The sequence below is a fragment of the Acinetobacter sp. WU_MDCI_Abxb74 genome, assembly GCF_025513915.1.
Taxonomy (GTDB): Bacteria; Pseudomonadota; Gammaproteobacteria; order Pseudomonadales; family Moraxellaceae; genus Acinetobacter; species Acinetobacter calcoaceticus_C.
Window position 1 is genome coordinate 21,506 of the sequence record NZ_JAHPRP010000014.1, and the last position, 21,172, is coordinate 42,677.

At 39.5% G+C, this 21,172-nt stretch carries 22 protein-coding genes and 1 pseudogene; 11 read left to right on the forward strand and 12 right to left on the reverse strand.

Going from position 1 to position 21,172, the window contains the following annotated elements:
* Nucleotides 1-200 precede the first annotated feature (200 nt).
* Nucleotides 201-1,880, forward strand: coding sequence for a long-chain-fatty-acid--CoA ligase (locus tag KTH84_RS17380; RefSeq protein WP_202743732.1), 1,680 nt, complete (start codon nt 201-203; stop codon nt 1,878-1,880).
* A 40-nt stretch (nt 1,881-1,920) separates the two neighbouring features.
* Here KTH84_RS17380 and KTH84_RS17385 read toward each other — a convergent pair whose 3' ends face one another.
* Nucleotides 1,921-2,310, reverse strand: a complete 390-nt coding sequence (locus tag KTH84_RS17385; RefSeq protein WP_262474459.1) for a hypothetical protein — start codon at nt 2,308-2,310, stop codon at nt 1,921-1,923.
* Between the two features lie 106 nt (nt 2,311-2,416).
* Here KTH84_RS17385 and KTH84_RS17390 point away from each other — a divergent pair, with 106 nt between their 5' ends.
* Together KTH84_RS17390 and ppa are read left to right on the forward strand one after the other, a co-directional pair.
* Nucleotides 2,417-2,815, forward strand: coding sequence for an MAPEG family protein (locus KTH84_RS17390; RefSeq protein ID WP_003654397.1), 399 nt, complete (start codon nt 2,417-2,419; stop codon nt 2,813-2,815).
* Nucleotides 2,816-2,942: 127 nt separating this feature from the next.
* Nucleotides 2,943-3,467 carry an inorganic diphosphatase gene (ppa, locus tag KTH84_RS17395; RefSeq protein ID WP_003654399.1) on the forward strand — a complete coding sequence of 175 codons (525 nt, stop codon included), beginning with the start codon at nt 2,943-2,945 and terminating at the stop codon, nt 3,465-3,467.
* 107 nt (nt 3,468-3,574) lie between these two features.
* Here ppa and KTH84_RS17400 read toward each other — a convergent pair whose 3' ends face one another.
* A complete protein-coding gene (locus tag KTH84_RS17400; protein WP_262474464.1) occupies nt 3,575-4,882 on the reverse strand; it encodes an OprD family porin in 1,308 nt (435 codons plus the stop codon).
* Between the two features lie 958 nt (nt 4,883-5,840).
* Between KTH84_RS17400 and KTH84_RS17405 the strand changes: the two genes are divergently transcribed.
* Nucleotides 5,841-6,653 carry a TorF family putative porin gene (locus tag KTH84_RS17405; RefSeq protein ID WP_197730948.1) on the forward strand — a complete coding sequence of 271 codons (813 nt, stop codon included), beginning with the start codon at nt 5,841-5,843 and terminating at the stop codon, nt 6,651-6,653.
* Nucleotides 6,654-6,695: 42 nt separating this feature from the next.
* Here the strand turns inward: KTH84_RS17405 and KTH84_RS17410 are convergent, their stop codons facing one another.
* Complete coding sequence (locus KTH84_RS17410) at nt 6,696-7,574, reverse strand: dihydrodipicolinate synthase family protein (protein WP_262474467.1); 879 nt, start codon at nt 7,572-7,574, stop codon at nt 6,696-6,698.
* Nucleotides 7,575-7,589: 15 nt separating this feature from the next.
* Nucleotides 7,590-8,366 carry an aldolase gene (locus tag KTH84_RS17415; RefSeq protein ID WP_262474468.1) on the reverse strand — a complete coding sequence of 259 codons (777 nt, stop codon included), beginning with the start codon at nt 8,364-8,366 and terminating at the stop codon, nt 7,590-7,592.
* Nucleotides 8,367-8,477: 111 nt separating this feature from the next.
* Here KTH84_RS17415 and KTH84_RS17420 point away from each other — a divergent pair, with 111 nt between their 5' ends.
* A complete protein-coding gene (locus KTH84_RS17420) occupies nt 8,478-9,911 on the forward strand; it encodes a PLP-dependent aminotransferase family protein (RefSeq protein WP_262474470.1) in 1,434 nt (477 codons plus the stop codon).
* A 25-nt stretch (nt 9,912-9,936) separates the two neighbouring features.
* On the opposite strand, the pseudogene KTH84_RS17425 reads toward KTH84_RS17420, so the two are convergent.
* The 4 genes and pseudogenes from KTH84_RS17425 to KTH84_RS17440 form a co-directional block, all read right to left on the reverse strand.
* Nucleotides 9,937-10,026, reverse strand: a pseudogene (locus tag KTH84_RS17425) (hypothetical protein); the annotation flags it as partial.
* 15 nt (nt 10,027-10,041) lie between these two features.
* The gene (locus tag KTH84_RS17430; RefSeq protein ID WP_262474472.1) at nt 10,042-10,587 is read right to left on the reverse strand and encodes an NADPH-dependent FMN reductase; all 546 of its coding nucleotides are present in this window, start codon (nt 10,585-10,587) and stop codon (nt 10,042-10,044) included.
* Between the two features lie 105 nt (nt 10,588-10,692).
* Nucleotides 10,693-12,177 (reverse strand): YifB family Mg chelatase-like AAA ATPase, encoded by a 1,485-nt coding sequence (locus KTH84_RS17435; RefSeq protein WP_262474473.1) that lies wholly within the window; start codon nt 12,175-12,177, stop codon nt 10,693-10,695.
* A 65-nt stretch (nt 12,178-12,242) separates the two neighbouring features.
* A complete protein-coding gene (locus KTH84_RS17440; protein WP_262474474.1) occupies nt 12,243-12,470 on the reverse strand; it encodes an accessory factor UbiK family protein in 228 nt (75 codons plus the stop codon).
* Between the two features lie 278 nt (nt 12,471-12,748).
* Between KTH84_RS17440 and glnK the strand changes: the two genes are divergently transcribed.
* From glnK to KTH84_RS17470, 6 genes are all read left to right on the forward strand, one after another.
* The gene (gene glnK / locus KTH84_RS17445) at nt 12,749-13,087 is read left to right on the forward strand and encodes a P-II family nitrogen regulator (RefSeq protein WP_000780327.1); all 339 of its coding nucleotides are present in this window, start codon (nt 12,749-12,751) and stop codon (nt 13,085-13,087) included.
* 56 nt (nt 13,088-13,143) lie between these two features.
* Entirely contained in the window at nt 13,144-14,538 is a 1,395-nt protein-coding gene (locus KTH84_RS17450; protein ID WP_262474476.1) for an ammonium transporter, read from the forward strand.
* A 124-nt stretch (nt 14,539-14,662) separates the two neighbouring features.
* The gene (nrdR, locus tag KTH84_RS17455) at nt 14,663-15,121 is read left to right on the forward strand and encodes a transcriptional regulator NrdR (RefSeq protein WP_003654416.1); all 459 of its coding nucleotides are present in this window, start codon (nt 14,663-14,665) and stop codon (nt 15,119-15,121) included.
* 15 nt (nt 15,122-15,136) lie between these two features.
* Nucleotides 15,137-16,222, forward strand: coding sequence for a bifunctional diaminohydroxyphosphoribosylaminopyrimidine deaminase/5-amino-6-(5-phosphoribosylamino)uracil reductase RibD (gene ribD / locus KTH84_RS17460; RefSeq protein WP_262474478.1), 1,086 nt, complete (start codon nt 15,137-15,139; stop codon nt 16,220-16,222).
* Nucleotides 16,219-17,511, forward strand: coding sequence for a DNA adenine methylase (locus KTH84_RS17465; protein ID WP_075431217.1), 1,293 nt, complete (start codon nt 16,219-16,221; stop codon nt 17,509-17,511). The genes ribD and KTH84_RS17465 overlap by 4 nt, the downstream gene beginning before the upstream one ends.
* A gap of 43 nt (nt 17,512-17,554) precedes the next feature.
* Nucleotides 17,555-18,214 carry a riboflavin synthase gene (locus tag KTH84_RS17470; protein WP_042894301.1) on the forward strand — a complete coding sequence of 220 codons (660 nt, stop codon included), beginning with the start codon at nt 17,555-17,557 and terminating at the stop codon, nt 18,212-18,214.
* Between the two features lie 61 nt (nt 18,215-18,275).
* Here the strand turns inward: KTH84_RS17470 and KTH84_RS17475 are convergent, their stop codons facing one another.
* From KTH84_RS17475 to KTH84_RS17490, 4 genes are all read right to left on the reverse strand, one after another.
* Entirely contained in the window at nt 18,276-18,494 is a 219-nt protein-coding gene (locus KTH84_RS17475) for a hypothetical protein (RefSeq protein WP_003654423.1), read from the reverse strand.
* Between the two features lie 131 nt (nt 18,495-18,625).
* Nucleotides 18,626-19,264: a hypothetical protein gene (locus tag KTH84_RS17480; protein WP_262474480.1), complete on the reverse strand. Its 639-nt coding sequence runs from the start codon at nt 19,262-19,264 to the stop codon at nt 18,626-18,628.
* A gap of 38 nt (nt 19,265-19,302) precedes the next feature.
* Nucleotides 19,303-19,710 carry a DNA polymerase III subunit chi gene (locus KTH84_RS17485; RefSeq protein WP_042894304.1) on the reverse strand — a complete coding sequence of 136 codons (408 nt, stop codon included), beginning with the start codon at nt 19,708-19,710 and terminating at the stop codon, nt 19,303-19,305.
* Nucleotides 19,703-21,151, reverse strand: a complete 1,449-nt coding sequence (locus tag KTH84_RS17490; RefSeq protein ID WP_262474483.1) for a leucyl aminopeptidase — start codon at nt 21,149-21,151, stop codon at nt 19,703-19,705. Before KTH84_RS17490 ends, KTH84_RS17485 begins: the two co-directional genes overlap by 8 nt.
* Nucleotides 21,152-21,172: the final 21 nt, after the last annotated feature.

Consider the following 21,172-nt stretch of genomic DNA (forward strand, 5'->3'; position numbering starts at 1 on the left):
AATTTGGAGTACGTAATTTGTACTCCATACAAAAATTGACAGGGTGAAATTGTCAAAATTTCTGTCTCATAATCGTGTTCGAAAGTGTCATGAATGTGCCAATAAGTTTTAAATATGTTCTGGCACCAAGAAGCTAAAGAATAGCTGGGGCATTGAATAACAGTTATTACTAAGGATTACGAATCGGAGATAATGGCATTATGGAAAAAATTTGGTTTGCAGAATACCAAAAAACAGGGATTCCAGAAACAGTAGCATTGCCTGCGGAAAATACCTCACTTGTTGATATTTTTGAGAGTAATTTCCAAAAATTTGGTTCTCGTGATGCCTTTATCTTCATGGATAAAGCGATGTCATTTAACGAGTTAGAACTTGCAAGCCGTAAGTTCGCGACCTATTTGCAAAATTTGGGGTTAGCAAAAGGCACTCGTGTTGCAGTAATGATGCCAAATGTATTGCAGTATCCTGTGGTGGCATTGGCAGTTCTACGTGCGGGCTTAGTTTTAGTGAACGTCAATCCGCTTTATACGGCACGTGAGCTTGAGCATCAGTTAAATGACTCAGGCGCGGAAGTACTCGTGATTATTGAGAACTTTGCCAGTGTTTACCAAAGCATTTTAGGTAAAACTCCAGTGAAGCATGTTGTAGTTGCGTCAGTAGGAGATATGCTCGGTACACTCAAAGGTACTTTGGTGAACTTTGTATTACGTAAAGTACGTAAGCAAATTCCAGCTTGGAATATTCCGGGCCACGTTAAATTTAATTCAGCATTAAATAAAGAAAATTCGAGCAATTATAAGCGTCCGACTTTAACTTTAAGTGATACTGCTGTACTTCAATATACTGGGGGTACAACGGGTGTTTCAAAAGGTGCAGAGCTTACTCATCGTAATCTTGTAGCAAACTTACTTCAGTGTGATGGTATTTTCCAAAGTAAATTTGGAGCAAACGATGGCGCTAAAGGCGACCGTATTGTTTGTGCATTGCCGCTTTATCATATTTTTGCATTCATGGTTTGTGCGATGTACGGTATGTATAAAGGTCAGGCAAATATCTTGATTCCGAACCCTCGTGATTTGCCAGCAGTGATTAATGAGTTACGTAAATATCAGCCATCTTTCTTCCCGGCTGTAAATACATTATTTAATGCATTGGTAAATAATGAAGAGTTTAGACAACTTGACCATAGCAAGTTAAAAATGGCGATGGGCGGTGGTATGGCAGTTTTACCTTCTACAGCGGAAGCTTGGAAGAAAATTACTGGCACAACCATTATTGAAGGCTATGGTTTGTCTGAAACTTCACCGGTAGCAACTGCAAATCCACCTGCTTCTACTGAGTTTAGTGGCACCATTGGTATTCCGTTACCTTTAACAGAAGTAACTATTCTAGATGATGACGGTAAAGAAGTTGCTTTAGGTGAGCAAGGCGAAATCTCGATTCGTGGACCTCAAGTGATGAAAGGCTACTGGAATCGTCCTGATGAGACAGCTAAAGTCATGACAGCAGATGGTTTCTTCCGTACGGGTGATATCGGTGTTATGGATAGCCGTGGATATACAAAAATTGTAGATCGTAAAAAAGATATGATTTTGGTTTCTGGCTTTAACGTTTACCCAAGTGAAATCGAAGAAGTTATTGCTAAACATCCAAAAGTATTGGAAGTTGCAGCAATTGGTGTTCCAGATGAAAAATCAGGTGAAGTGCCAAAACTCTTTATTGTGAAAAAAGATCAAAGCTTAACGACTGAAGAAGTTTTGAGCTTCGCTAAAGAGAACTTAACAGGATATAAACGTCCTCGTTACGTTGAGTTTATGGATGAATTACCAAAATCGAATGTAGGCAAAATTTTACGTAAAGACTTACGTAAACCAGCTTAATCAGTTAATAAAAAAAGCGCCCTAAGGCGCTTTTTTTATTTTATATTTTTTGACTTTTCATAAACCAGCGGTCTATATAAGGGCGTCCAATTCCGACCATCCCAACAAAAACCAGCATTGTGCCGAGTTGCAGGCGTAGGTGAGTTAAATCAAGCTGACCATAACTTAAATAATTATCTGCTAAGCAATATATCGTAATCACAATGAGCCAGTGCCATAAAGGAAATCGTTTAATACCGACAGCAATAAAGGTAATTGTTAAAATAACAAAGGTGCCAAGTGTAGATTGCCAATTCAAATTTGCACAAATTACACTCAATAAAAAAGCGACAATAGGGAGTACGATCTTTAATATGCGATCTATCTGAAGTTGATTCTGTTTTTGCTTATCCAAGACTTCAAACAATTCTTTTTGATCAGGTTGTTGCATACATGGCCCTATTAATCAGTGATGACAAGTGATTGCATAAAATTTCAGGTAAAAACGCAATGTTATGATAGCATGATCAACAGTATTTTCAGTGATGGATGGCACTATGCAGGGCATCAGCGGCATTATCTATATTATTTTAGTGGCATGTTTACTGCCATATGCATTTACCGCAATTGCAAAAATTACAGGTGGTTTTCAGCCTGCCGATAATCAAAACCCGAGAGCTTTTTTTGCCAAAACAACTGGTTTGGCTGCTCGCGCTAATGCCGTACAACAAAATAGTTTTGAAAGCCTACCTTTATTCTTAACGGCTATTTTAATGGCTGAATATATGGTCGTTCCGGAATATTTTATTCTGAGATTAGGTTGGGCATATATTATTTTAAGAGTCATTTATGGGATCTGCTATTTAAGTAACTGGGCAACTTTACGCTCGATTGTCTGGTTCTTATCTATATTGTGTCCAATCTTCTTACTTGTGGTCACGATTAAACTGACTTGAGTGTCATTCTGTCATCATTCATATCAACTTTCGCGTGTGCGCATTGTATAATCGGCATCATTTTGATGATATCCACGTTATAATCGAGTGGATTTTACATCTGACTTCATAACGAAAGAGTATTGATATGAGTTACAGCGATATCCCTGCAGGTAAAGATGCCCCAAATGACATCTATGTCATCATTGAAATTCCTGCAAATGCAGCACCAATTAAATATGAAATCGACAAAGATTCTGATGCATTGTTTGTAGACCGTTTCATGGGCACAGCAATGTTCTATCCAGCAAACTATGGCTATGTTCCAAATACTTTGTCTGAAGATGGCGACCCGTTAGACGTACTTGTTGTAACTCCACATCCTGTTGCTGCTGGCTCTGTAATTCGTTGCCGTCCAGTGGGCAAATTAAAAATGGAAGATGATGGTGGTATCGATGCGAAATTAATCGCTGTTCCACACGAAAAATTGTCTCCACTTTATAAAGATGTGAAGGAATATACAGATCTTCCTCCGCTATTGATTAGCCAAGTTGAGCATTTCTTCAGTCACTATAAAGATTTAGAGCCAGGTAAGTGGGTAAAAATCAGTGGTTGGGAAGGTGCTGATGTTGCTAAAGCAGAAGTATTAAAAGCAATTGAAGCTGCTAAATAAGCTTTAATTGATAAGGCTCAGAATTTCTTAATTGATATTCTGAGCTTAATAAAAAACCTACATCTGTTGCCAGACGTAGGTTTTTTTATGCTTGATAGATCTATGAATTAGAATAATTTCACAGGAATATCAAGGAATAAACGCCATTCATTGGTATCACCGATGTACGCATTAGATTGGTAAGCATCGCTTGCGCGGTAGTATGAGTTACGAATACGAAGGCTTGCATCTTTAGCAAAACCGCTTTGAACTGTATATTTCACTTGATTAAAGAATTCGTGTTCTTCAGCATCATCAGTTAAACCTTTAACTTTGATGTCCCAACCGTATACAAATGCAGTTGTCCAGTTTAGACCAGGTAATACACCTAATTTACCAAAGTCGAGACTATATTGGATTTGTGCAGATTTTTCATCGTTACCGATAAAGTCAGACAGGTACGAGTTTGGCAAATAAATACTTTGACCACCATCAGCATTTTCACCATAGTCATAACCAACATTACCACTGTTTTGTTGGTAAGCAACCATAATATTATGTGGGCCAGTATTATAGGCTGTAGAGATTGCCCAAATATTGTTTTTACGATTAGATAGGTCATCAGTAGTTTGTGAATAAGTAGAAGCACCTTCATCAAACTTAGTATGATAACCACTAAAATCGTAAGTTAATGAACTGTCATTAGCCAAAGGCTGTTTATAGTTTACATTAAGATAGTGGCGTTCAAGTTTATCCTTACTATCTAAACCATAGTAAGATGCATTTAAATTATCATCAAACTTGTATTTAGCGCCCCAAACGATTGCACGGTCGAGATGACGGCCGTCGGTACTCACTTGATCAGAATATTGATTTTTAGTGAATTTACCAGCAATAACTTCTAAATCTTTAATTTCATGGCTGGTTAATAAAGTACCTGTAAAGTATTCAGGCACTAAACGCGCTGTGTTACTTGCCAGAACTGGTAAATCAAGTACTTGAGTACCGTAACGTACTGTTGTGTTCGAGAAACGTGCTTTTACGTTACCACCACCACGAGCCCAATGATCGTAAGAATCACCAGCACCTTTAGTTAATTTTCCATCTTTAAGCCCAGTTTCACGTGGAATCATGTTATTACCAGCGTTATTATTTTCGCCAATTTTAAATGAACCATCACCAACAACGCCAACACCGAAACCAACAATACCAGGGGTAAAGCCAGAATCAATATTTACGATTGCTGTTTGAGCAAATGAACTGGTGTCATCCACGCCATTTTTTTTATCACGGCTGATGTAACCTGTACGGAAGAGAATAGAACCGTTCGCATCTTCAACAAATCCTTTTGCCTCACTTTGCTCGCTTGCCTGAGCTGAGGAAATTATTGCCGCAGAAATGAGAACTGCTAATGTAAGTTTTTGTGCATTTAGCATATTTAAAGAACCTCATAAAAACGATAAATCCTGTGCCTTGTTATTGTTCAGGGCCTAGGATTTCCATCAATTGTATAAGTAATCTATAAAAAAGATATATTTTTGTTGATTTTATTTTATATATGCTATGCAGAAATTGATTAATGTGTTACTGGTTATTAGCTAAATTTAGTATAAAGCTTTTATACTTAATGTATTGTTTAAAATAGAAAAAGTAATTTATTTTTTAGTGGATTTTTACCATTTATTTTGTATTCAAAGCTCAAAAAATAGTTGATTCTTGTGTTTATTTTTTGATCTTTTTTGGTGGATATGTTTACTTTTTAATCTCATTTTTAAGTTTCTTTTTTCGACCATTTATTTGAATACTTTCTAAAGTGTTACTATATAACATTATTTTAAAGCCTGATGTACAAAAATAGATCACTATAATAAGCCCATAGAATTTAATTAGGTTGATCAAAATTAGTGCGATATTTGCATGGATTTTGTGCATGAGTCTTTTTTCTTATATTGTCGCTTAAAAAAGACCCAAAATAGTTCATAATTTTTAAAACAGAAAAAATAAAGAAATTTAATTAAAAGAAATGCCCATTCACAGATCATTAAAAGCCAGCTTTAAGAAATTTACGTAATTTTTATATCTCTTATTTAAGTTTAAATAGAAATTTTACATTGAGTAAATAGATACTGCTGATGTCGCTAATTTATTTCCGACAAGGTGTTTTCTTATGTTGCTCTTTTTTAACTGGATAGAAGTATTGTTTTATAATATTGTTTTTTATAAATATATTTTTATAAAAACTAAATGGAAATTTTATTGTAGAGATATTTTGATTTCAATATTGATGATGTTTAGAGAGCGGAAATATGAACTTGGCACAGCAATTGCTAAAGCTAAAGTAACACAATGTGTTTTATATACATAAATCGTGCATTCATTATGGGGGAGATCAAAATGATGAAATTTGCACTTAAGACCTTAGGTCTTGGTATTTTCGCAGCTGGTTCAACCATGGCTATGGCTGAAGAAGCACCATCTTTTTATGGTATTACAGCAACAGGTAGTGTAGCGGCAACTACAGACTACCGCTTCCGCGGTGTTACACAATCATCAAATAACCCAGCTATTCAAGGTGGTTTTACTTTTTCTCATAAGTCAGGTGCCTATGTCGCGCTATGGGGTTCAAGCGTTGACTTTAATACACCAGGTGTTTCAACTGAAACCGATATCTCTTTAGGTTATACCAATACATTAAAACTGTCTGATACGCTTGCACCAACTTATGATGTAGGTGTAATTCATTATGGCTATATTGGTTCTGACTCAAAATTTACTAACCCATATAATGGGGATACTGGTTTTGACTTTACCGAGTTTTATGGAAAATTAACTTTTGCTGATTCTTTATTTAAAGGTGATGCACTTAGTGTGGGCGTAAGCTACTCAGATGATTATTGGGGTCACTCTGATGAGTTCTGGTATTTTAACGTAGGTTATTCAGCACCAATTGCAGATACAGGCTTCACAGGACTTGCTTCAGTTGGCTATAACAAACTAAAAAATAAAGACTCTTTACTTGTAGTTGCGGGTGGACCAGGTGAAGACGATAGCTATATCGATTATAAAGTTGGCGTAAACTATAATATCTTGGGTATTGTTGCTGAACTAGATGTTGTGGGTACAGACATTAGCACTTCTGGTATGTCCGATGCTGGTAAAAAACCTTATGACACAGGCTTAGTGTTTAGTTTAACTAAAACATTCTAAGTTTTGTTGTAAAAAAAGCGGGTGAGTAAACCCGCTTTTTTATTAGTTTTCTATTTCAGAAAGTAGCTGTTTTAACTGGGTAAGCTCAATATCCGCAGCTTTAGACAGTGGCTTGCGTGGTAAGCCCGCAGAGACACCTTTTAGTTCTAAACCAGCTTTAATCATTTTAGGTAAACCACCATTTACAATAAAGCGTAGTAGAGGAAGTTGCTGATAAAATAACTTTTGGGCCTGTTCCAATTCACCATTTTTTATATATTCAATGAGCTGTTGAGGTCGTTGACCTAACAGGTTCGGTGCTGCCGTACACCAACCGCTTGCTCCTGCACATAAAGCTTCTAAAGCTAGAGGATTACAACCGTTATAAAACGGTAGTTCACCTTTTGAAAGCTCATAAATTTTATGCATACGCTGAATATCACCGCTACTTTCTTTCACCATCGTAATGTTTGGAATCTGATTAAACATACGCACGATTAACTCTGGGGACATATCAATACCACTGGTTGCAGGGTTGTTATACATCATAATTGGTAGAGTCGTCGCTTTAGCAATCGCTTGGTAATACTCAAAAATCTCTTGATCTGTTAGTTTCCAGTACGATACAGGAATGATCATCAGTGCATCTGCACCATAGCTTTGCGCGATTTGGGCCTTTTTGATTGCTTGATCTGTTGTGAGTTCAGAAATCCCAATAATGACAGGCAAACGTTTATTGATGCTTTCAATTGAAGTTTTAGCCACTAAGCACCATTCATCCCATTCAAGATAAGCGCTTTCACCAGTACTGCCTAAAGGTGCGATGGCATCACAGCCATTTTCGATAAGTAAATCGAGCATCTGCTTTAAAACTGCAATGTTAATGGTGTTGTCATTAGAAAATGGGGTGACAGGGTAGCCAATAATACCGTTTAGTTTCATGGTAGAAGTCTCTTTTTAAATGCAGTCGGAATGTTTTTTCAAAGCTTTACGTGCGTAATAAGCAAAGTTCACTTTGTTACGTTTGTCGGTAGATACCCAGTCATGAGCTTCTGTGGCCAAATCGTGAGGGATAGGCTGAATTTGTCCGGCAGACATCGCTAGCAGTTGCAGTTGAGCTGCACGCTCAATTAAAAGAGCCAAGTTGCATGCTTCTTCGATGGTTTTACCTGTGACCAATTGGCCATGGTGAGACAATAAAACAGTACGGTTTTTACCCAGAGCAGAAGAAATCAAAATGCCTTCTTCGTTACCTATAGGAACACCTGGCCAATGACCTACAAACGAGCAGTCTTCGTAGAGTGCGCAAACATCCATTTGGGAAATCATGAGTGGAATCTGTAGCATGGAGAGTGCTGCTACATGGGTAGGATGCGTGTGGATAATGCAGTTCACTTCTGGGTGTTCTTTATAAATCCACGTATGAAAACGGTTGGCTGGGTTTGCCATTCCTCCTTGATTGATTGGTTCTAAATCTTGATTAACCTCAAGCAAGTTTGAGGCAGTAATTTCATCAAAGCCTAAACCAAAACGTTGAGTAATAAAGGAATCTTCGGTTTCACCACGACATGTAATTTGGCCCGCTAAACCAACATCATGGCCATGATCAAATAAAATACGACAAGTGAGTGCAAGCTTTTGGCGATCAGTTAAATCTGAATCGCTAATCCACTTTTGCATGTCTTGCTGTGCATGTTGCATCAGATCTTGTTTGTTTACAGAAGCAGTCTTCATCTCTTCTCCAGTCCAGTTGACCAAATTAAGTAGGTGAAGGCAGAATAGAAAACAACTGGGTGAATCAATACATCCAGTTTTTACAAATTATATGGTCCAGATGGGGCGAATATGCTAAGACCTTGGCAAATACATTTCCGTATCGATGAAAGAGAAGAAAAAACAGTTTTTTTAAAACTGACCAACTTGATTAGTCAGGAGATTTTAAGTGGTCGCTTGGTGCAAGGGACTATGTTGCCCGGGTCTCGTAGCTTGTCAAAAGAATTGGGAATTAATAGAAAAACAGTACAAGCAGTCTATGAAGAATTAGAGGCGCAAGGCTGGCTTGTGACTCGTCCTCGAAAAGGCACATTTGTGGCAGATATTTTGCCGGAAAAGCAGCTCAAAATAGAGCCCGTAAATGAGCGAAAAGTTGATGATAAGCCAATTATTCAAGAAGTTGCTTTATATCCACACAACGATGGTGTGCCTGACCCAAGGCTTATTCCGTATGAGTTATTTTCGAGAGCATATCGGCATGCATTAATTAAAATCACCCAAAACCAGTACATGGGTTATGGAAACCCCCAAGGTATGATTGAGTTAAGACAAGCCTTGCAAAAAATGTTGTCGATGGAACGTTTTATGAGTGTTGCCGAAGATAAGATTTGTATTGTACGTGGCAGCCAGATGGGAATTTTTCTTGCATCCCGTGCATTGCCAAGTCGGCAGGAAGTGATTGTAGTTGAAGAGCTGTATTATCCCTCTGCTTTTAAAGCGTTTGAGTCAAATGGGTTTCAGGTCGTTTCTGTCAAATTAGATGAACAGGGTATTGTCATTGAAGACCTGGAACAGATTTTACAAGAACACTCAGTTGCTGCCATTTATACAACTCCGCATCATCAATATCCTACAACAGTCACGATGCCAATGAGTCGCCGTCTTCAGCTCTTAGAACTTTCAAAAAAATGGGGTTTTTATGTTATTGAAGACGACTATGACCACGAATTCCACTATGACAGTCGGCCTATGCCACCCTTAGCGAGTTTGCCTCATTCTGAGCTAGTCATTCATGTTGGCTCATTATCTAAGGTCTTTGCACCCGGTATTCGTTTGGGATACATCGTGGCATCTGCATCAGTTATTCAATCCATTACCGAAGATATTTTATTGATCGATCGACAAGGTAATAATATTACGGAACTTGCTTTAGCAGATTTAATGCAGCGCGGTGAAATCAAACGACATATTCGTAAAATGAAAAAAATATATCAGTTACGCCGTGACCATGCCTTAACTGAATTTAGCAGAGTTTTTTCAGGTGATGTCCAGATTCAACCTCCAGCAGGTGGAATGGCTTTATGGGTGAAATTCCAGAAATCTTTTACTAAAGAGCAAGCCTTAAAATTAGACGAACTCAACATGGATACAGAGCATAAGTTTAGACGGGATGATTCTTCTAATCGTTGTATTCGCTTTGGCTTTGCAGCTTTATCCGAGCAAGAAATCACTTCTTTAATCGAGAAGTTAAATGAGGTTCTTAATAAAAGAACAACGGACTCATAATCCTTTGTTCTAATCTTAGTACTGATTATCTCTGATAAGACAGCGCTGTTGTAAGATGAGAGATTTGAATTACATCACTTTGAGCCAAATCGGCAATGATCTGCACTAATTGTAAAACACGATGAAAAGTTCACTCTAATTGATCTTGATACTTTTGAATCTCTGAGACAAAGCTAAGCAAAAAAAGCGTAATTTGTGATTTATATTGTTCAGTTTGTAGCATCTCAATAATTTGTTCAGGAGATTTGCTAAGAAGAGAGATCCGTAAAAATAAATCTTCAAAAAAATTACTGCTAACAGTCGACAGGACTCTTCTTAAAGAAACCAGCATATCGTCGCCGCGGCTAGATGCATGAACTAGAACGATAGGCTTGTCTATGATTTCGGTGCGGGAAACCATCCAGTCAATTGCATTTTTGAGACCGCCTGGAATACAACGGATATATTCAGGACTTGAGATGATAATGCCATCTGAGGCAGAAACAGATTTGATAAATTCTTCTACTACAGCAGGCGTTTTTTCTCCCTCATCATCCGGGGAAAAGATAGGCAAAGTATTAATTTGATCAAAAATTGAAAATTTAATACTGGACGGTGCTATATCTTTCATTGCTCGCAATAGCGCTGTATTTGTAGATACCTCTCTTGCACTGCCGGATATAGCCAAAATTTTCATAGCATCCCCTTTGCCTTTTTATATAGGCAGTAATAAATTCTTTAATTAACAACTCATATAAATATGAAAAAACAGCGGACTCATTATCCGCTGTTTTTTCATTTGTTAACTATTTCCTCGATAGGATAATGCTTCTGTAAGGTGAGAACTTTGAATCACTTCACTTTGAGCTAAATCGGCAATGGTACGAGCAACGCGTAAAACACGATGATAAGCGCGGGCCGATAAATTTAAACGTTGTTGAGCCATTTCAATCATTCGTTGAGAAGTACTATCAAGTACAGCATGTTGTTCTAGCTGCTTCGGCGAAAGCGCTTGATTTAAACAATCTTGTCTTTGCATTTGTTGTTCATAAGCAGAAATCACGCGCTGTCGCACTGCTGTAGAGTCTTCAGTCGGCGTTGGATCTTGCAGTTCCTGTGCCTTTAATGGTGGCACATCAATATGTAAATCGATACGGTCAAGTAAAGGTCCCGATATACGGTTTTGATAGCGCTTAATACTCTCGGGTGAACATTGACAACGACTATCTTGGTTAAATGCATAACCACATGGGCAGGGGTTCATTGCTGCAATCAGTTGGAAGTTAGCTGGGTAAGTAATTTGCCGAGCTGCTCGTGAAATAATGATTTCTTTAGACTCAAGCGGCTGACGTAAAACTTCTAGTACTTTTCTATCAAACTCGGGAAGTTCATCTAAAAAGAGCACGCCTAAATGCGATAATGTAATTTCGCCCGGTTTAGGGTGAGAACCGCCCCCAACGAGTGCAATCGCTGATGCTGTATGATGGGGCGCTCGAAAGGGTCGCTGACCAAACGTATGAGACGTATTTGAAATAGAGTAAATGCTTGCAACTTCAAGTGTTTCTTGATTAGAAAGAGGCGGCAAAATTGAAGGGAGCCTTGAGGCGAGTAAAGTTTTACCGGTGCCGGGTGGTCCTTTAAAAAGTAAGGAGTGCCCCCCAGCAGCAGCAATTTCGAGTGCGCGGCGTGGGCGTAGCTGACCTTTTACATCTGCAAGGTCAAATTTATAAGGCATTTGATTTGATGTAGTTGACGGTTCAATCGAAGATAGAGATTTTGTGCCCAGAAAATGTTCACAGACATCTTTTAAATGGCTCACTGGATAACATTTAAAGTCAGGTAAATGGCTAATATCCTGACTATTATCGAGAGGTAAAAGCATTTTATGCTTGGCCTGTTGACACGCCATTGCCAAAGTTAAAGTACCTGACACTGGCCTTACATGACCATCCAACGCTAATTCGCCAATTAATTCAAAATCTTCGGCACAGTTTTCAGGAAGTTGACCAGAGGCAATTAAAATGCCTACAGCAATCGGTAAATCTAGACGTGACCCATCTTTGGGCAAATCTGCGGGGGCAAGATTAATGGTCAGTCGCTTAGTCGGGAATTGAAATCCACTGTTAATAATTGCTGAACGAACTCGGTCTTTACTTTCTTTTACGGCCGCTTCTGCTAGGCCTACAATGGTAAGAGAAGGTAAGCCTTGACTCACATGGACCTCTACTTCAATGAGAGGTGCATGTAAACCCAAAAGTCCCCGTGTATAAATTTTAGAAAAAGACATCTTATTGTTCCATTATGGTGCTTCATTTTTAATCGTTGTAAAGTATAAGTGCGCTACATTGGTGCTTATTTTTTGTTCTTTAAATTTTCTTCTAATAGTTCCACTTGTTTTTGTAGCTCTGCTAAACGTTGGTTAGCCGATTGAAGTGCGGTCTTTTGGCGGTCAATCTCTTGTCTGGAAACAAGGTCTAACTTCTCGACTGCTTCATTTAATAATGCACGTAAATTTTTTTCCAAATCTTTTTTAGGCTCATCAATTTGTTCCAGAATGGCCTGTAATAAAGTTTCTAGCATGAAATATCCAAAGTGTTGTATTACCTTATGGTTTACAGTTTACCACTGCTTGAACGTGGGATATAGGTTTCAATTCTTTTAGTACAAATAGAACATTAAATCAGCATGTAACTATACTGAAAATTCATTTTATTTTTAATAGCTCATCTACATCTTGATCACTAAATAGGTTATAAAGAAAGTTCATGCAATAGATTCATTTCCCTCAACCTTTGAAATATTGGCATGAAAATTGAACATAAAACCTTACTGGTGAAAAGAAGCCGAAGGAAACAAACATGAAGCTTGTAACTGCAATTGTAAAACCGTTTAAATTGGATGATGTGCGTGAAGCGCTTTCTGACATTGGTGTACAAGGGATTACCGTAACTGAAGTTAAAGGTTTTGGTCGTCAAAAAGGACATACAGAACTCTACCGTGGCGCGGAGTATGTGGTTGATTTCTTACCTAAAGTAAAAATCGAAATTGCGATTAGTGATGAAATGGTCGAAGCGGTAATTGAATCAATTACACGTGTGGCAAGCACTGGAAAAATCGGCGATGGTAAGATTTTTGTGACTAACTTGGAACAAGTAATCCGTATCCGTACGGGTGAAACTGGACCAGATGCTGTCTAATTGGCACAAAGCTTGCTGAGTAGAAAATAACTCGCAAATGAGGTTGGGGGACACGAATGAAAAAAATGCTTATGGCGCTAAGTCTATCAGGCGCTCTTTTGGGTGGTACTGCCGTTTGGGCAGAAGATGCTGTAACAACGACTACATCGGAAGTTGCGGCTACATCAACATCTCAAGCTACTGCAACCACTGCAGAAGCACCAGTTGCTGAAACTCCAGCAGCTCCAGCACCGACACCTACTCTTGATACGGGTGACACCTCTTGGATTTTAGTTTCAACCGCATTGGTTCTATTAATGACCATTCCTGGGTTGGCACTATTCTACGGCGGTATGGTACGTAAAAAAAATGTACTCAGTACTATGATGTTCAGCCTTTCAGCTGCGATTTTAGTAAGTTTGCTGTGGGTAATTGCTGGGTATTCAATCGCGTTCTCTGGCACAGGTGCATTTTTTGGTGATTTGTCTAAAGCAATGCTAAACGGAGTCGCGTTTGATGCATTGAGTGGGACAATTCCTGAAAGTCTCTTTGTTATTTTCCAAATGACTTTTGCCATTATTACAGTTGCAATCTTAAGTGGTTCTATTGCGGACCGTATGAAGTATTCTGCTTTCATGATCTTCATTGCAGTTTGGGTGCTTGTTGTTTATGCGCCAATTACTCACTGGGTTTGGGCGGCAGATGGCTGGTTATTTAAAGCAGGTGCCTTAGATTTTGCTGGCGGTACAGTTGTACATATCAACTCGGGGGTTGCTGGTTTAGTTGCTGCTTACATGCTCGGGAAACGTATTGGCCTTGGACGTGAGTCTATGGCTCCGCATAACTTGACTCTAACCGTTGTCGGTGCAAGCTTACTTTGGGTAGGTTGGTTTGGCTTTAACGGTGGTAGTGCTTTAGGTGCTGGTGCTCGTGCAAGTATGGCAATTTTAGTGACTCAAGTTGCTGCCGCTGCTGCTGCATTATCATGGTTAGTTGTTGAACGTATGATTCGTGGTAAAGCCTCTGTATTAGGTGGTGCTTCTGGTGCTGTCGCTGGTTTAGTTGTGATTACGCCAGCAGCAGGTTTCGTCGGTGTAGGCGGTGCTTTAGTCATGGGCCTTATAGGTGGTGTCGTGTGCTTCTGGGGTATTACTGCACTTAAACGCTTACTTAAAGCTGATGATGCTTTGGATGCGTTTGGTTTACATGCTGTAGGTGGTATTGTCGGTGCGATTTTAACTGGCGTATTTTACAGTGATGAAATTATTAAAGCAGCCAACGTTACCTTAGCTCCAACCTTCGCTGGTCAATTATGGGTACAAGTTGAAGGCGTATTGGCAACCATGATTTACAGTGGTGTAGCGACTTTTGTGATTCTTAAAGTGATTGATCTGGTGATTGGTATCCGTGTTAATGCTGATGATGAACGCATGGGTCTGGATTTAAGCCAACATGGCGAACGTATTGAATAATTCGTAATATATTCCAATCAAAAAAACAGTCTTCGGACTGTTTTTTTGTCTCGAAGAATGCTGGTTCTGTAAGTGTGGAAATTTTGCTACACTAGGCCAAAGTAATCGACCCTATAAGTCCGCTATGCATTGTCCATTTTGCAACGCCGCAGATAGTAAAGTCATTGATTCACGTTTAGCCGCCGAAGGCTGTCAGATTCGTCGACGTCGTGAGTGTGTAAGTTGCGGTGAACGTTTTACCACTTTTGAAAGCTATGAAGTGGTGATGCCCCGTGTGATCAAATCGAATGGAAAAAATGAACCTTTCGATGAGGCCAAGCTACGCCGTTCGTTAATGCATGCTTTGCAAAAACGTCCGGTCACCCAAGAACAGATAGAAACTGTTTTAAGTGATATTCAATTGCAGATCCGCCGTTTAGGTGAGCGTGACGTGAAGTCTAGAACAATTGGTGAAGTCGTCATGCAATCTCTATTTGCACTCGACCATGTCGCTTATGTCCGATTTGCTTCTGTTTATCAAGATTTTCAGGATGTTGAGGCCTTTCGCCGTCAAATTGAGCAAATGCAGCAACGTGAACAATAACTATTTGAGATTTTTATGTCTGAGTTGAAAAAAGATCAATATTGGATGCAGCAAGCTATTGAACTTGCCAAACGAGGTCTATATTCGACTAAGCCTAATCCAAATGTGGGTTGTGTCATTGTCAAAGATGATCAGTTAATAGGCGAGGGCTTTCATCCTAAAGCAGGTCAACCACACGCCGAAGTTTTTGCCTTGCGTCAGGCCGCTGAACAGGCTCAAGGTGCAACAGCGTATGTGACGCTTGAGCCATGTGCACATTATGGGCGAACTCCTCCTTGTGCTGAAGCACTGGTTAAGGCACAGGTTAAAAAGGTGGTTGTGGCATGTCCTGATCCAAATCCACTCGTTGCGGGTAAGGGCGTTCAGATTTTGAAAAATGCCGGAATTGAAGTAGAAGTTGGCATTTGTGAAGATTTGGCAGAAAAATTAAACCAAGGTTTTTTAAAGGCGATGTCTACGGGCATGCCTTATGTACGCTTAAAAGTAGCTTCAAGTCTAGATGGGCGTACGGCAATGGCATCTGGTGAATCGAAATGGATTACTGGTGCAGTTGCGCGTCAAGATGTTCAGCACTGGCGTGCCATTTCAGGAGCAGTGATTACAGGTATTGAAACTGTGATTGCAGATGACTGTCAGCTTAATGTACGAATTCTGGACAGTGTTGATATTGAGACAATTGCACAGCCAAAACGGATTATTTTAGACCGCCAAGGTCGTTTGCCGCTCGCTGCTAAAATTTTAGAAAACCCTGAAACTGTGATGGTAATGGGACCATATCGTCAAGAACTTGCCGATTTAGGCGTGATACAATTAGAAATTCAGCCTTTAAAAGTGCTGTTACTGTCCCTATCTAAGCAATATCAAATTTATGATGTATTGGTAGAAGCCGGTGCAACCTTATCTACTGCCTTTTTACAAGAAGGTTTGGTAGATGAGTTGATCAGTTATATTGCCCCGACATTATTGGGGAAAAGTGCAAGAGCCATGTTCAATGCAGAGTTTGAATATATGGCACAGCAACTCCGTTTTACACTTCTTGATGTGACACAACTTGATCAAGATATACGCTTAAGGTTAATCCCTACGCAAGAGAAAGTATGAATCCAGAGCCTTCGGTTTATCACAAACGTCGTCATGCAGCCCGTACGACAGACGAATATCTTTTCCATCAGCTTGTGCCGTACTTGGGTAACAAGCGCCGATTGCTCCATCTAATTTTAGAAGCCCTTGAAATTACAGGGACACTGAATAGCAAGAAAAAGAATCCTCCGATTTTTGCCGATTTCTTTGCCGGCAGTGGTGTCGTGTCTCGTTTGGCACGTCAAAATGGTTACCGTGTGATTGCGAATGACTGGGAACCTTATAGCCATGCGTTAAATCATGCGATTTTAGCTTGTATTGATGCACCTGCTTTTAAAGAGCTGGGCGGTTATCAGAAGGCAATCGATTATTTAAATCGCTTACCTGAAGTTAAAGGTTGGGTAACCCATAACCTTTGCCCACGTAATGATGATATTTATGATCCAGCTCGTGACCGTTTGTTCTTTAAACGCCGTAATGGTATGCGTATTGATGCGATTCGCCAGCAGATTGCAACATGGCAATCTCAAGGTGCAATTAATGATGTAGAGATGAGTGCTTTGCTCGCGCCTTTGCTCTATTCAGCCAGTTTTGTCAGTAACACCAGTGGCGTATTTAAAAGCTTCCATCAAGGGTGGGGCGGGCGTACTCAAACTGCATTAGAGCGAATTGAGTCATTACTTTGGTTAACACCGAGTCGTTTTTGTGAGATTGGTGATCGTAAACGTCCTGCTGCTGAAATGTGGTGTGTAGATTCACAGCATCTAGCAAATCAAATGAGTGGTTTTGAAGTAGATGTTGCTTATCTTGATCCACCCTATAACCAACATGCATATAGTAGTAATTACCATGTTTTGAATGCATTAACTTTATGGGATCAGGCCGATTTACCTTCACCAGATACTAAAGGTTATAAGAGTGGAATTGACAGAGCTTGGCGTAAAGAGCGACCAAGCCCATATAACTCTTCTAAATATGCGAAAGATGCGTATGAAAAATTACTTTCAACCATCAATGCCCGCTATATTCTGACCAGTTATTCAACCGATGGTAATATCGAGCCGAAAGATTTGCTTATGGCCAATCTGGAGCGCGGCAAAGTGACCTTGTTAACACAAGATGTTCCGCGCTATCGAGTGAGTAAACAAAGACAGTCTGAACGTGCACGCGTGCTTGAGTTTATTGTGATTACAGATACTCATGCCAAGTCAGGACCACCATTACGTCAGTTATTAGGCCAGCTTTACCACTTCGCCGAGCTAGGTGGTGTAGATACTTCAGGTAATAGTACACAGCTCGCACTTTGGTAAGCACTGCAATTTAAGCAGTGTAAAAAGATTTGGAGATTGAGCCATGTTTACAGGCATTATTGAAAGTTTAGGAAAAGTTGAAAGCCTGCAAAGCGTAGGTGGAGATGTGCGTTTACGTATTCAGACTGATCTGGATATGTCAGATGTACATTTGGGTGACTCGATTGCGACCAATGGTATTTGTCTCACCGTAATTGAATGGGGCGATAATTGGTATGCTGCCGATGTTTCTCGTGAAAGCTTGAACCGAACGACTTTGGGTCACTGGAAAGTTGGGCAACGTGTCAATGTTGAAAAGGCAATGTTACCGACAACACGCTTTGGTGGACACATTGTAAGTGGTCACGTTGATGGCGTGGGTGAAATTACCGTAGTACGTGAAGACGCTCGTTCAATCTATTATGAAGTTACGGCACCCGCAGAACTTGCTAAATATTTAGCGGAAAAAGGTTCTGTGACCGTAGATGGTATTAGTTTAACGATTAACCACTTACGTGGAAATATTTTAAGCTTGAACTTAATACCGCATACAGCAGAGCGTACTAATATTGGAACTTGGCAAGTAGGCAGCAAGGTAAACCTTGAAGTCGATGTTTTAGCGCGTTATATCGAGCGTTTATTACTAGGTGACAAGGCTGCTGAACAAAAAACAGAGTCAAATATTAGTATGTCTTTTTTAGCTGAGAATGGCTTTTTAAAATAAAGCCAGGTCGTTAAAATAAAAAAAACCGGACACATGTTCCGGTTTTTTTTATTTTGAAAATTTAATGTTTGGTTAGAGTAACCGAATGTGTACCGACCCATGGCTTGTTATGCTGAGTGCGAGTAATTGTAAAATCACGGGTTTCAGACTCACGTGTAAGTAAGATAGATAAAGAGTTAAAGTCGTTATGACTCATATAAAATTCTTGTGCTGAAAACGTCCATTGCTCACCCTGATTAAGCTGTTCAACTTGCTTTGAAATCTGATGCAGAATGTCCATCTCTTATCCTCATTAATTATCTTGAATAACTACTTTTCATTCTTATAATTAATTGATCTATAAGAATAATCTATATGTCTATTTTGTGACATATAAGTGTCATTTTTATGACAAGAATAAGATTTAAAGGTTTACTTTTCTATTTTTTCATCAGAAAACTTAGAATTTTTCAAAATGTATTCAATTTCTTCTTGAGCTGCCGAATGTAGTTTAGCTCGGAAAGCCGTTACAGACTGTTCAATTAAGCTTTCAGCTTCAAGTTCTAAACGAATGCGTAAACTTTCAAGCTCAGATAAGATTTGATCATCGGTAATACTAAGTTTTACACCAGATGAATAATTAATTGCTGGGGTTTCAGGGTTCTTTTGATAACGTGCGGTTTGTTCCGCAACTTCTTGCTCTAAATGACTACGTAAAGTATGTAATGTCTCAGTCTGTTCATTAAATTTACGAATTTCATCTGCTTGCAACTCTGCAGCATAGGCTGCTTCTGATGCACGTTTGTCAGCAAGTGCTTTTTCTAAAGCAAGCTGACGACGAATACGTGCTTGCTCAATGAGCTCTGCTTTGAGATCAGCGTAGGCTTGTTCAATTTTTTGCTGTGATTCTAACTGCGCTTTTTCGTCATTTAAAACCCAAAGCTGAATAGGTGTTTGAGGTTCTAGTAAGTCGCAAATACGTGCCAGATCCTGTTGATAGGCATGACGGACAGCTTCAGGCGCATTTAACCATCTTTTTTTAAAATCTTGCCCGACATTTAATGCCACCATGCTTCTCCTTTGTTCAACAGTATTTACATTTTAGCGCGTTATAATTTAAAGGTCCGCGGTTCTATACCCAAACGGCGATACATTTTAAATTTTTCTCGACCAATTTGCTTGGCTGTTTCATTATTTTCAACAATTTCTATAATGTGGCTAAAATGATCAACTTGTTCAAGTGCATGATTGTTAAAATTAAATACTAACAAGCCTTGTTCAAGTGGTTGTTTAGCCGAAATACATACAGCAGCATCAGCTTGATCAACCCCATGCGCAATGAAACTAACAGGGTCGAAATCCCATAATCTTTCATCAAGAGTTTGTTGTAGCTGCACATCTGGGCAATACCACCAGATTTTAGGATGCTTTTGTAAAATTTTTCGGCATAAACGGCAAGCACTATCGACTTGCCGTTCTTCACTGGTTTCAAACAGATAAAAACTAACTTTAGCCATTCGTATTTACACGATTTGCTAAAAATTGCATGAGGAGTGGTACTGGACGACCAGTTGCGCCTTTAGCTGGACCAGAAAGCCATGCTGTTCCTGCTACATCTAAGTGAGCCCAACGATACTCACGTGTAAAGCGCTCAAGGAAACATGCAGCCGTAATCGCACCGCCGTATGGACCGCCGATGTTCGCAATATCTGCAAATGGTGAATCAAGCAACTCTTGATAATCATCAATCACTGGCATACGCCATACACGGTCAAAAGACTGCTCACCCGCTTGTTGAAGTTCAGCTGCCAAGGCATCATCTGGTGAGAACAAACCACTGAGTACTTTGCCCAAAGCAACTACACACGCACCTGTTAACGTCGCAATATCCACCACTACTGCTGGATTGAAGCGTTTGATATAGGTCAATGTGTCACACAGGACCAAACGTCCTTCAGCATCTGTATTTAAAATTTCAACAGTTTGTCCGCTCATGGTGGTTACAATATCGCCTGGACGGGTTGCTTTGCCAGAAGGCATATTTTCTGCTGCTGCAATTGCGCCTACCACATGAATAGGAAGTTTTGCTTCGCATAGTGCACGAATGGTACCCAGTACAGAGGCTGCACCGCACATATCGAATTTCATTTCATCCATGCCAAGGCCTGGTTTTAAAGAAATACCACCTGTATCAAAAGTTACGCCTTTACCGACTAGAACAACTGGAGCTTGATCAATCTGTGCTTGATATTCGAGAGTTACAATGCGACCCGGACGTTCAGATCCTTTACTCACTGCAAGAAAAGCATACATGCCTAAATCAGCCATTTGCTGCTCATTTAAAACAGTGACTTTAAGTAAGTCAGGGAATTCTGCCGCTAAAGCTAGAGCCTGTTCTGCCAAATATTCAGGGAAACAAATATTACCCGGACGATTACCAAGGTCACGCGCGTAAGACTGACCAGACTGTACCGCATGTACTAACGCCAGTTGTTGTTTATCTAGGCTAGTCGTTGAACTAATTAAATCAACCTGTTGTAACACAAATTCATTTTTTTTCGATTTAAACTCATCATAACCATAAGCTGCTTGAGTTAAGCTTAAAGCAAATAAATAATGGTGCTCGACAGGTAACGCAGCAATATCAATTGCGATATGCTTAAATTTATTTTGTGTCGATTTGATAATCGTTTGGGCAAGTTTAGCGAGCTTAACTGCCTGAAGTTCGGCTGTTTTTCCTAAGCCAAGTAGTTGGCTGTGAGGATGATTTGAAATCTGACCAAATAGTGGCAGAGTTTCATTAAGGTTGCCTTTAAATTGGGTAGCAGTAAGAACGCTTTCTAGGTTATTGATTTGATATGTGTTGACATTGCTTTGTAGCTGTTCTGAATCAACTAAAATCCACAAAGATTCATTAGATGTCTGTTCGGGAAAAGTTGTATAAGTTGTAAATTTCATGGCTGCCGTGATTGCCTATAG

Coding starts and splice junctions, on each gene's coding strand:
- KTH84_RS17380 (WP_202743732.1), top strand. CDS start 201: ATGGAAAAAATTTGGTTTGCAGAATACCAAAAAACAGGGATTCCAGAA.
- KTH84_RS17385 (WP_262474459.1), bottom strand. CDS start 2,310: ATGCAACAACCTGATCAAAAAGAATTGTTTGAAGTCTTGGATAAGCAA.
- KTH84_RS17390 (WP_003654397.1), top strand. CDS start 2,417: ATGCAGGGCATCAGCGGCATTATCTATATTATTTTAGTGGCATGTTTA.
- ppa (WP_003654399.1), top strand. CDS start 2,943: ATGAGTTACAGCGATATCCCTGCAGGTAAAGATGCCCCAAATGACATC.
- KTH84_RS17400 (WP_262474464.1), bottom strand. CDS start 4,882: ATGCTAAATGCACAAAAACTTACATTAGCAGTTCTCATTTCTGCGGCA.
- KTH84_RS17405 (WP_197730948.1), top strand. CDS start 5,841: ATGATGAAATTTGCACTTAAGACCTTAGGTCTTGGTATTTTCGCAGCT.
- KTH84_RS17410 (WP_262474467.1), bottom strand. CDS start 7,574: ATGAAACTAAACGGTATTATTGGCTACCCTGTCACCCCATTTTCTAAT.
- KTH84_RS17415 (WP_262474468.1), bottom strand. CDS start 8,366: ATGAAGACTGCTTCTGTAAACAAACAAGATCTGATGCAACATGCACAG.
- KTH84_RS17420 (WP_262474470.1), top strand. CDS start 8,478: ATGCTAAGACCTTGGCAAATACATTTCCGTATCGATGAAAGAGAAGAA.
- KTH84_RS17430 (WP_262474472.1), bottom strand. CDS start 10,587: ATGAAAATTTTGGCTATATCCGGCAGTGCAAGAGAGGTATCTACAAAT.
- KTH84_RS17435 (WP_262474473.1), bottom strand. CDS start 12,177: ATGTCTTTTTCTAAAATTTATACACGGGGACTTTTGGGTTTACATGCA.
- KTH84_RS17440 (WP_262474474.1), bottom strand. CDS start 12,470: ATGCTAGAAACTTTATTACAGGCCATTCTGGAACAAATTGATGAGCCT.
- glnK (WP_000780327.1), top strand. CDS start 12,749: ATGAAGCTTGTAACTGCAATTGTAAAACCGTTTAAATTGGATGATGTG.
- KTH84_RS17450 (WP_262474476.1), top strand. CDS start 13,144: ATGAAAAAAATGCTTATGGCGCTAAGTCTATCAGGCGCTCTTTTGGGT.
- nrdR (WP_003654416.1), top strand. CDS start 14,663: ATGCATTGTCCATTTTGCAACGCCGCAGATAGTAAAGTCATTGATTCA.
- ribD (WP_262474478.1), top strand. CDS start 15,137: ATGTCTGAGTTGAAAAAAGATCAATATTGGATGCAGCAAGCTATTGAA.
- KTH84_RS17465 (WP_075431217.1), top strand. CDS start 16,219: ATGAATCCAGAGCCTTCGGTTTATCACAAACGTCGTCATGCAGCCCGT.
- KTH84_RS17470 (WP_042894301.1), top strand. CDS start 17,555: ATGTTTACAGGCATTATTGAAAGTTTAGGAAAAGTTGAAAGCCTGCAA.
- KTH84_RS17475 (WP_003654423.1), bottom strand. CDS start 18,494: ATGGACATTCTGCATCAGATTTCAAAGCAAGTTGAACAGCTTAATCAG.
- KTH84_RS17480 (WP_262474480.1), bottom strand. CDS start 19,264: ATGGTGGCATTAAATGTCGGGCAAGATTTTAAAAAAAGATGGTTAAAT.
- KTH84_RS17485 (WP_042894304.1), bottom strand. CDS start 19,710: ATGGCTAAAGTTAGTTTTTATCTGTTTGAAACCAGTGAAGAACGGCAA.
- KTH84_RS17490 (WP_262474483.1), bottom strand. CDS start 21,151: ATGAAATTTACAACTTATACAACTTTTCCCGAACAGACATCTAATGAA.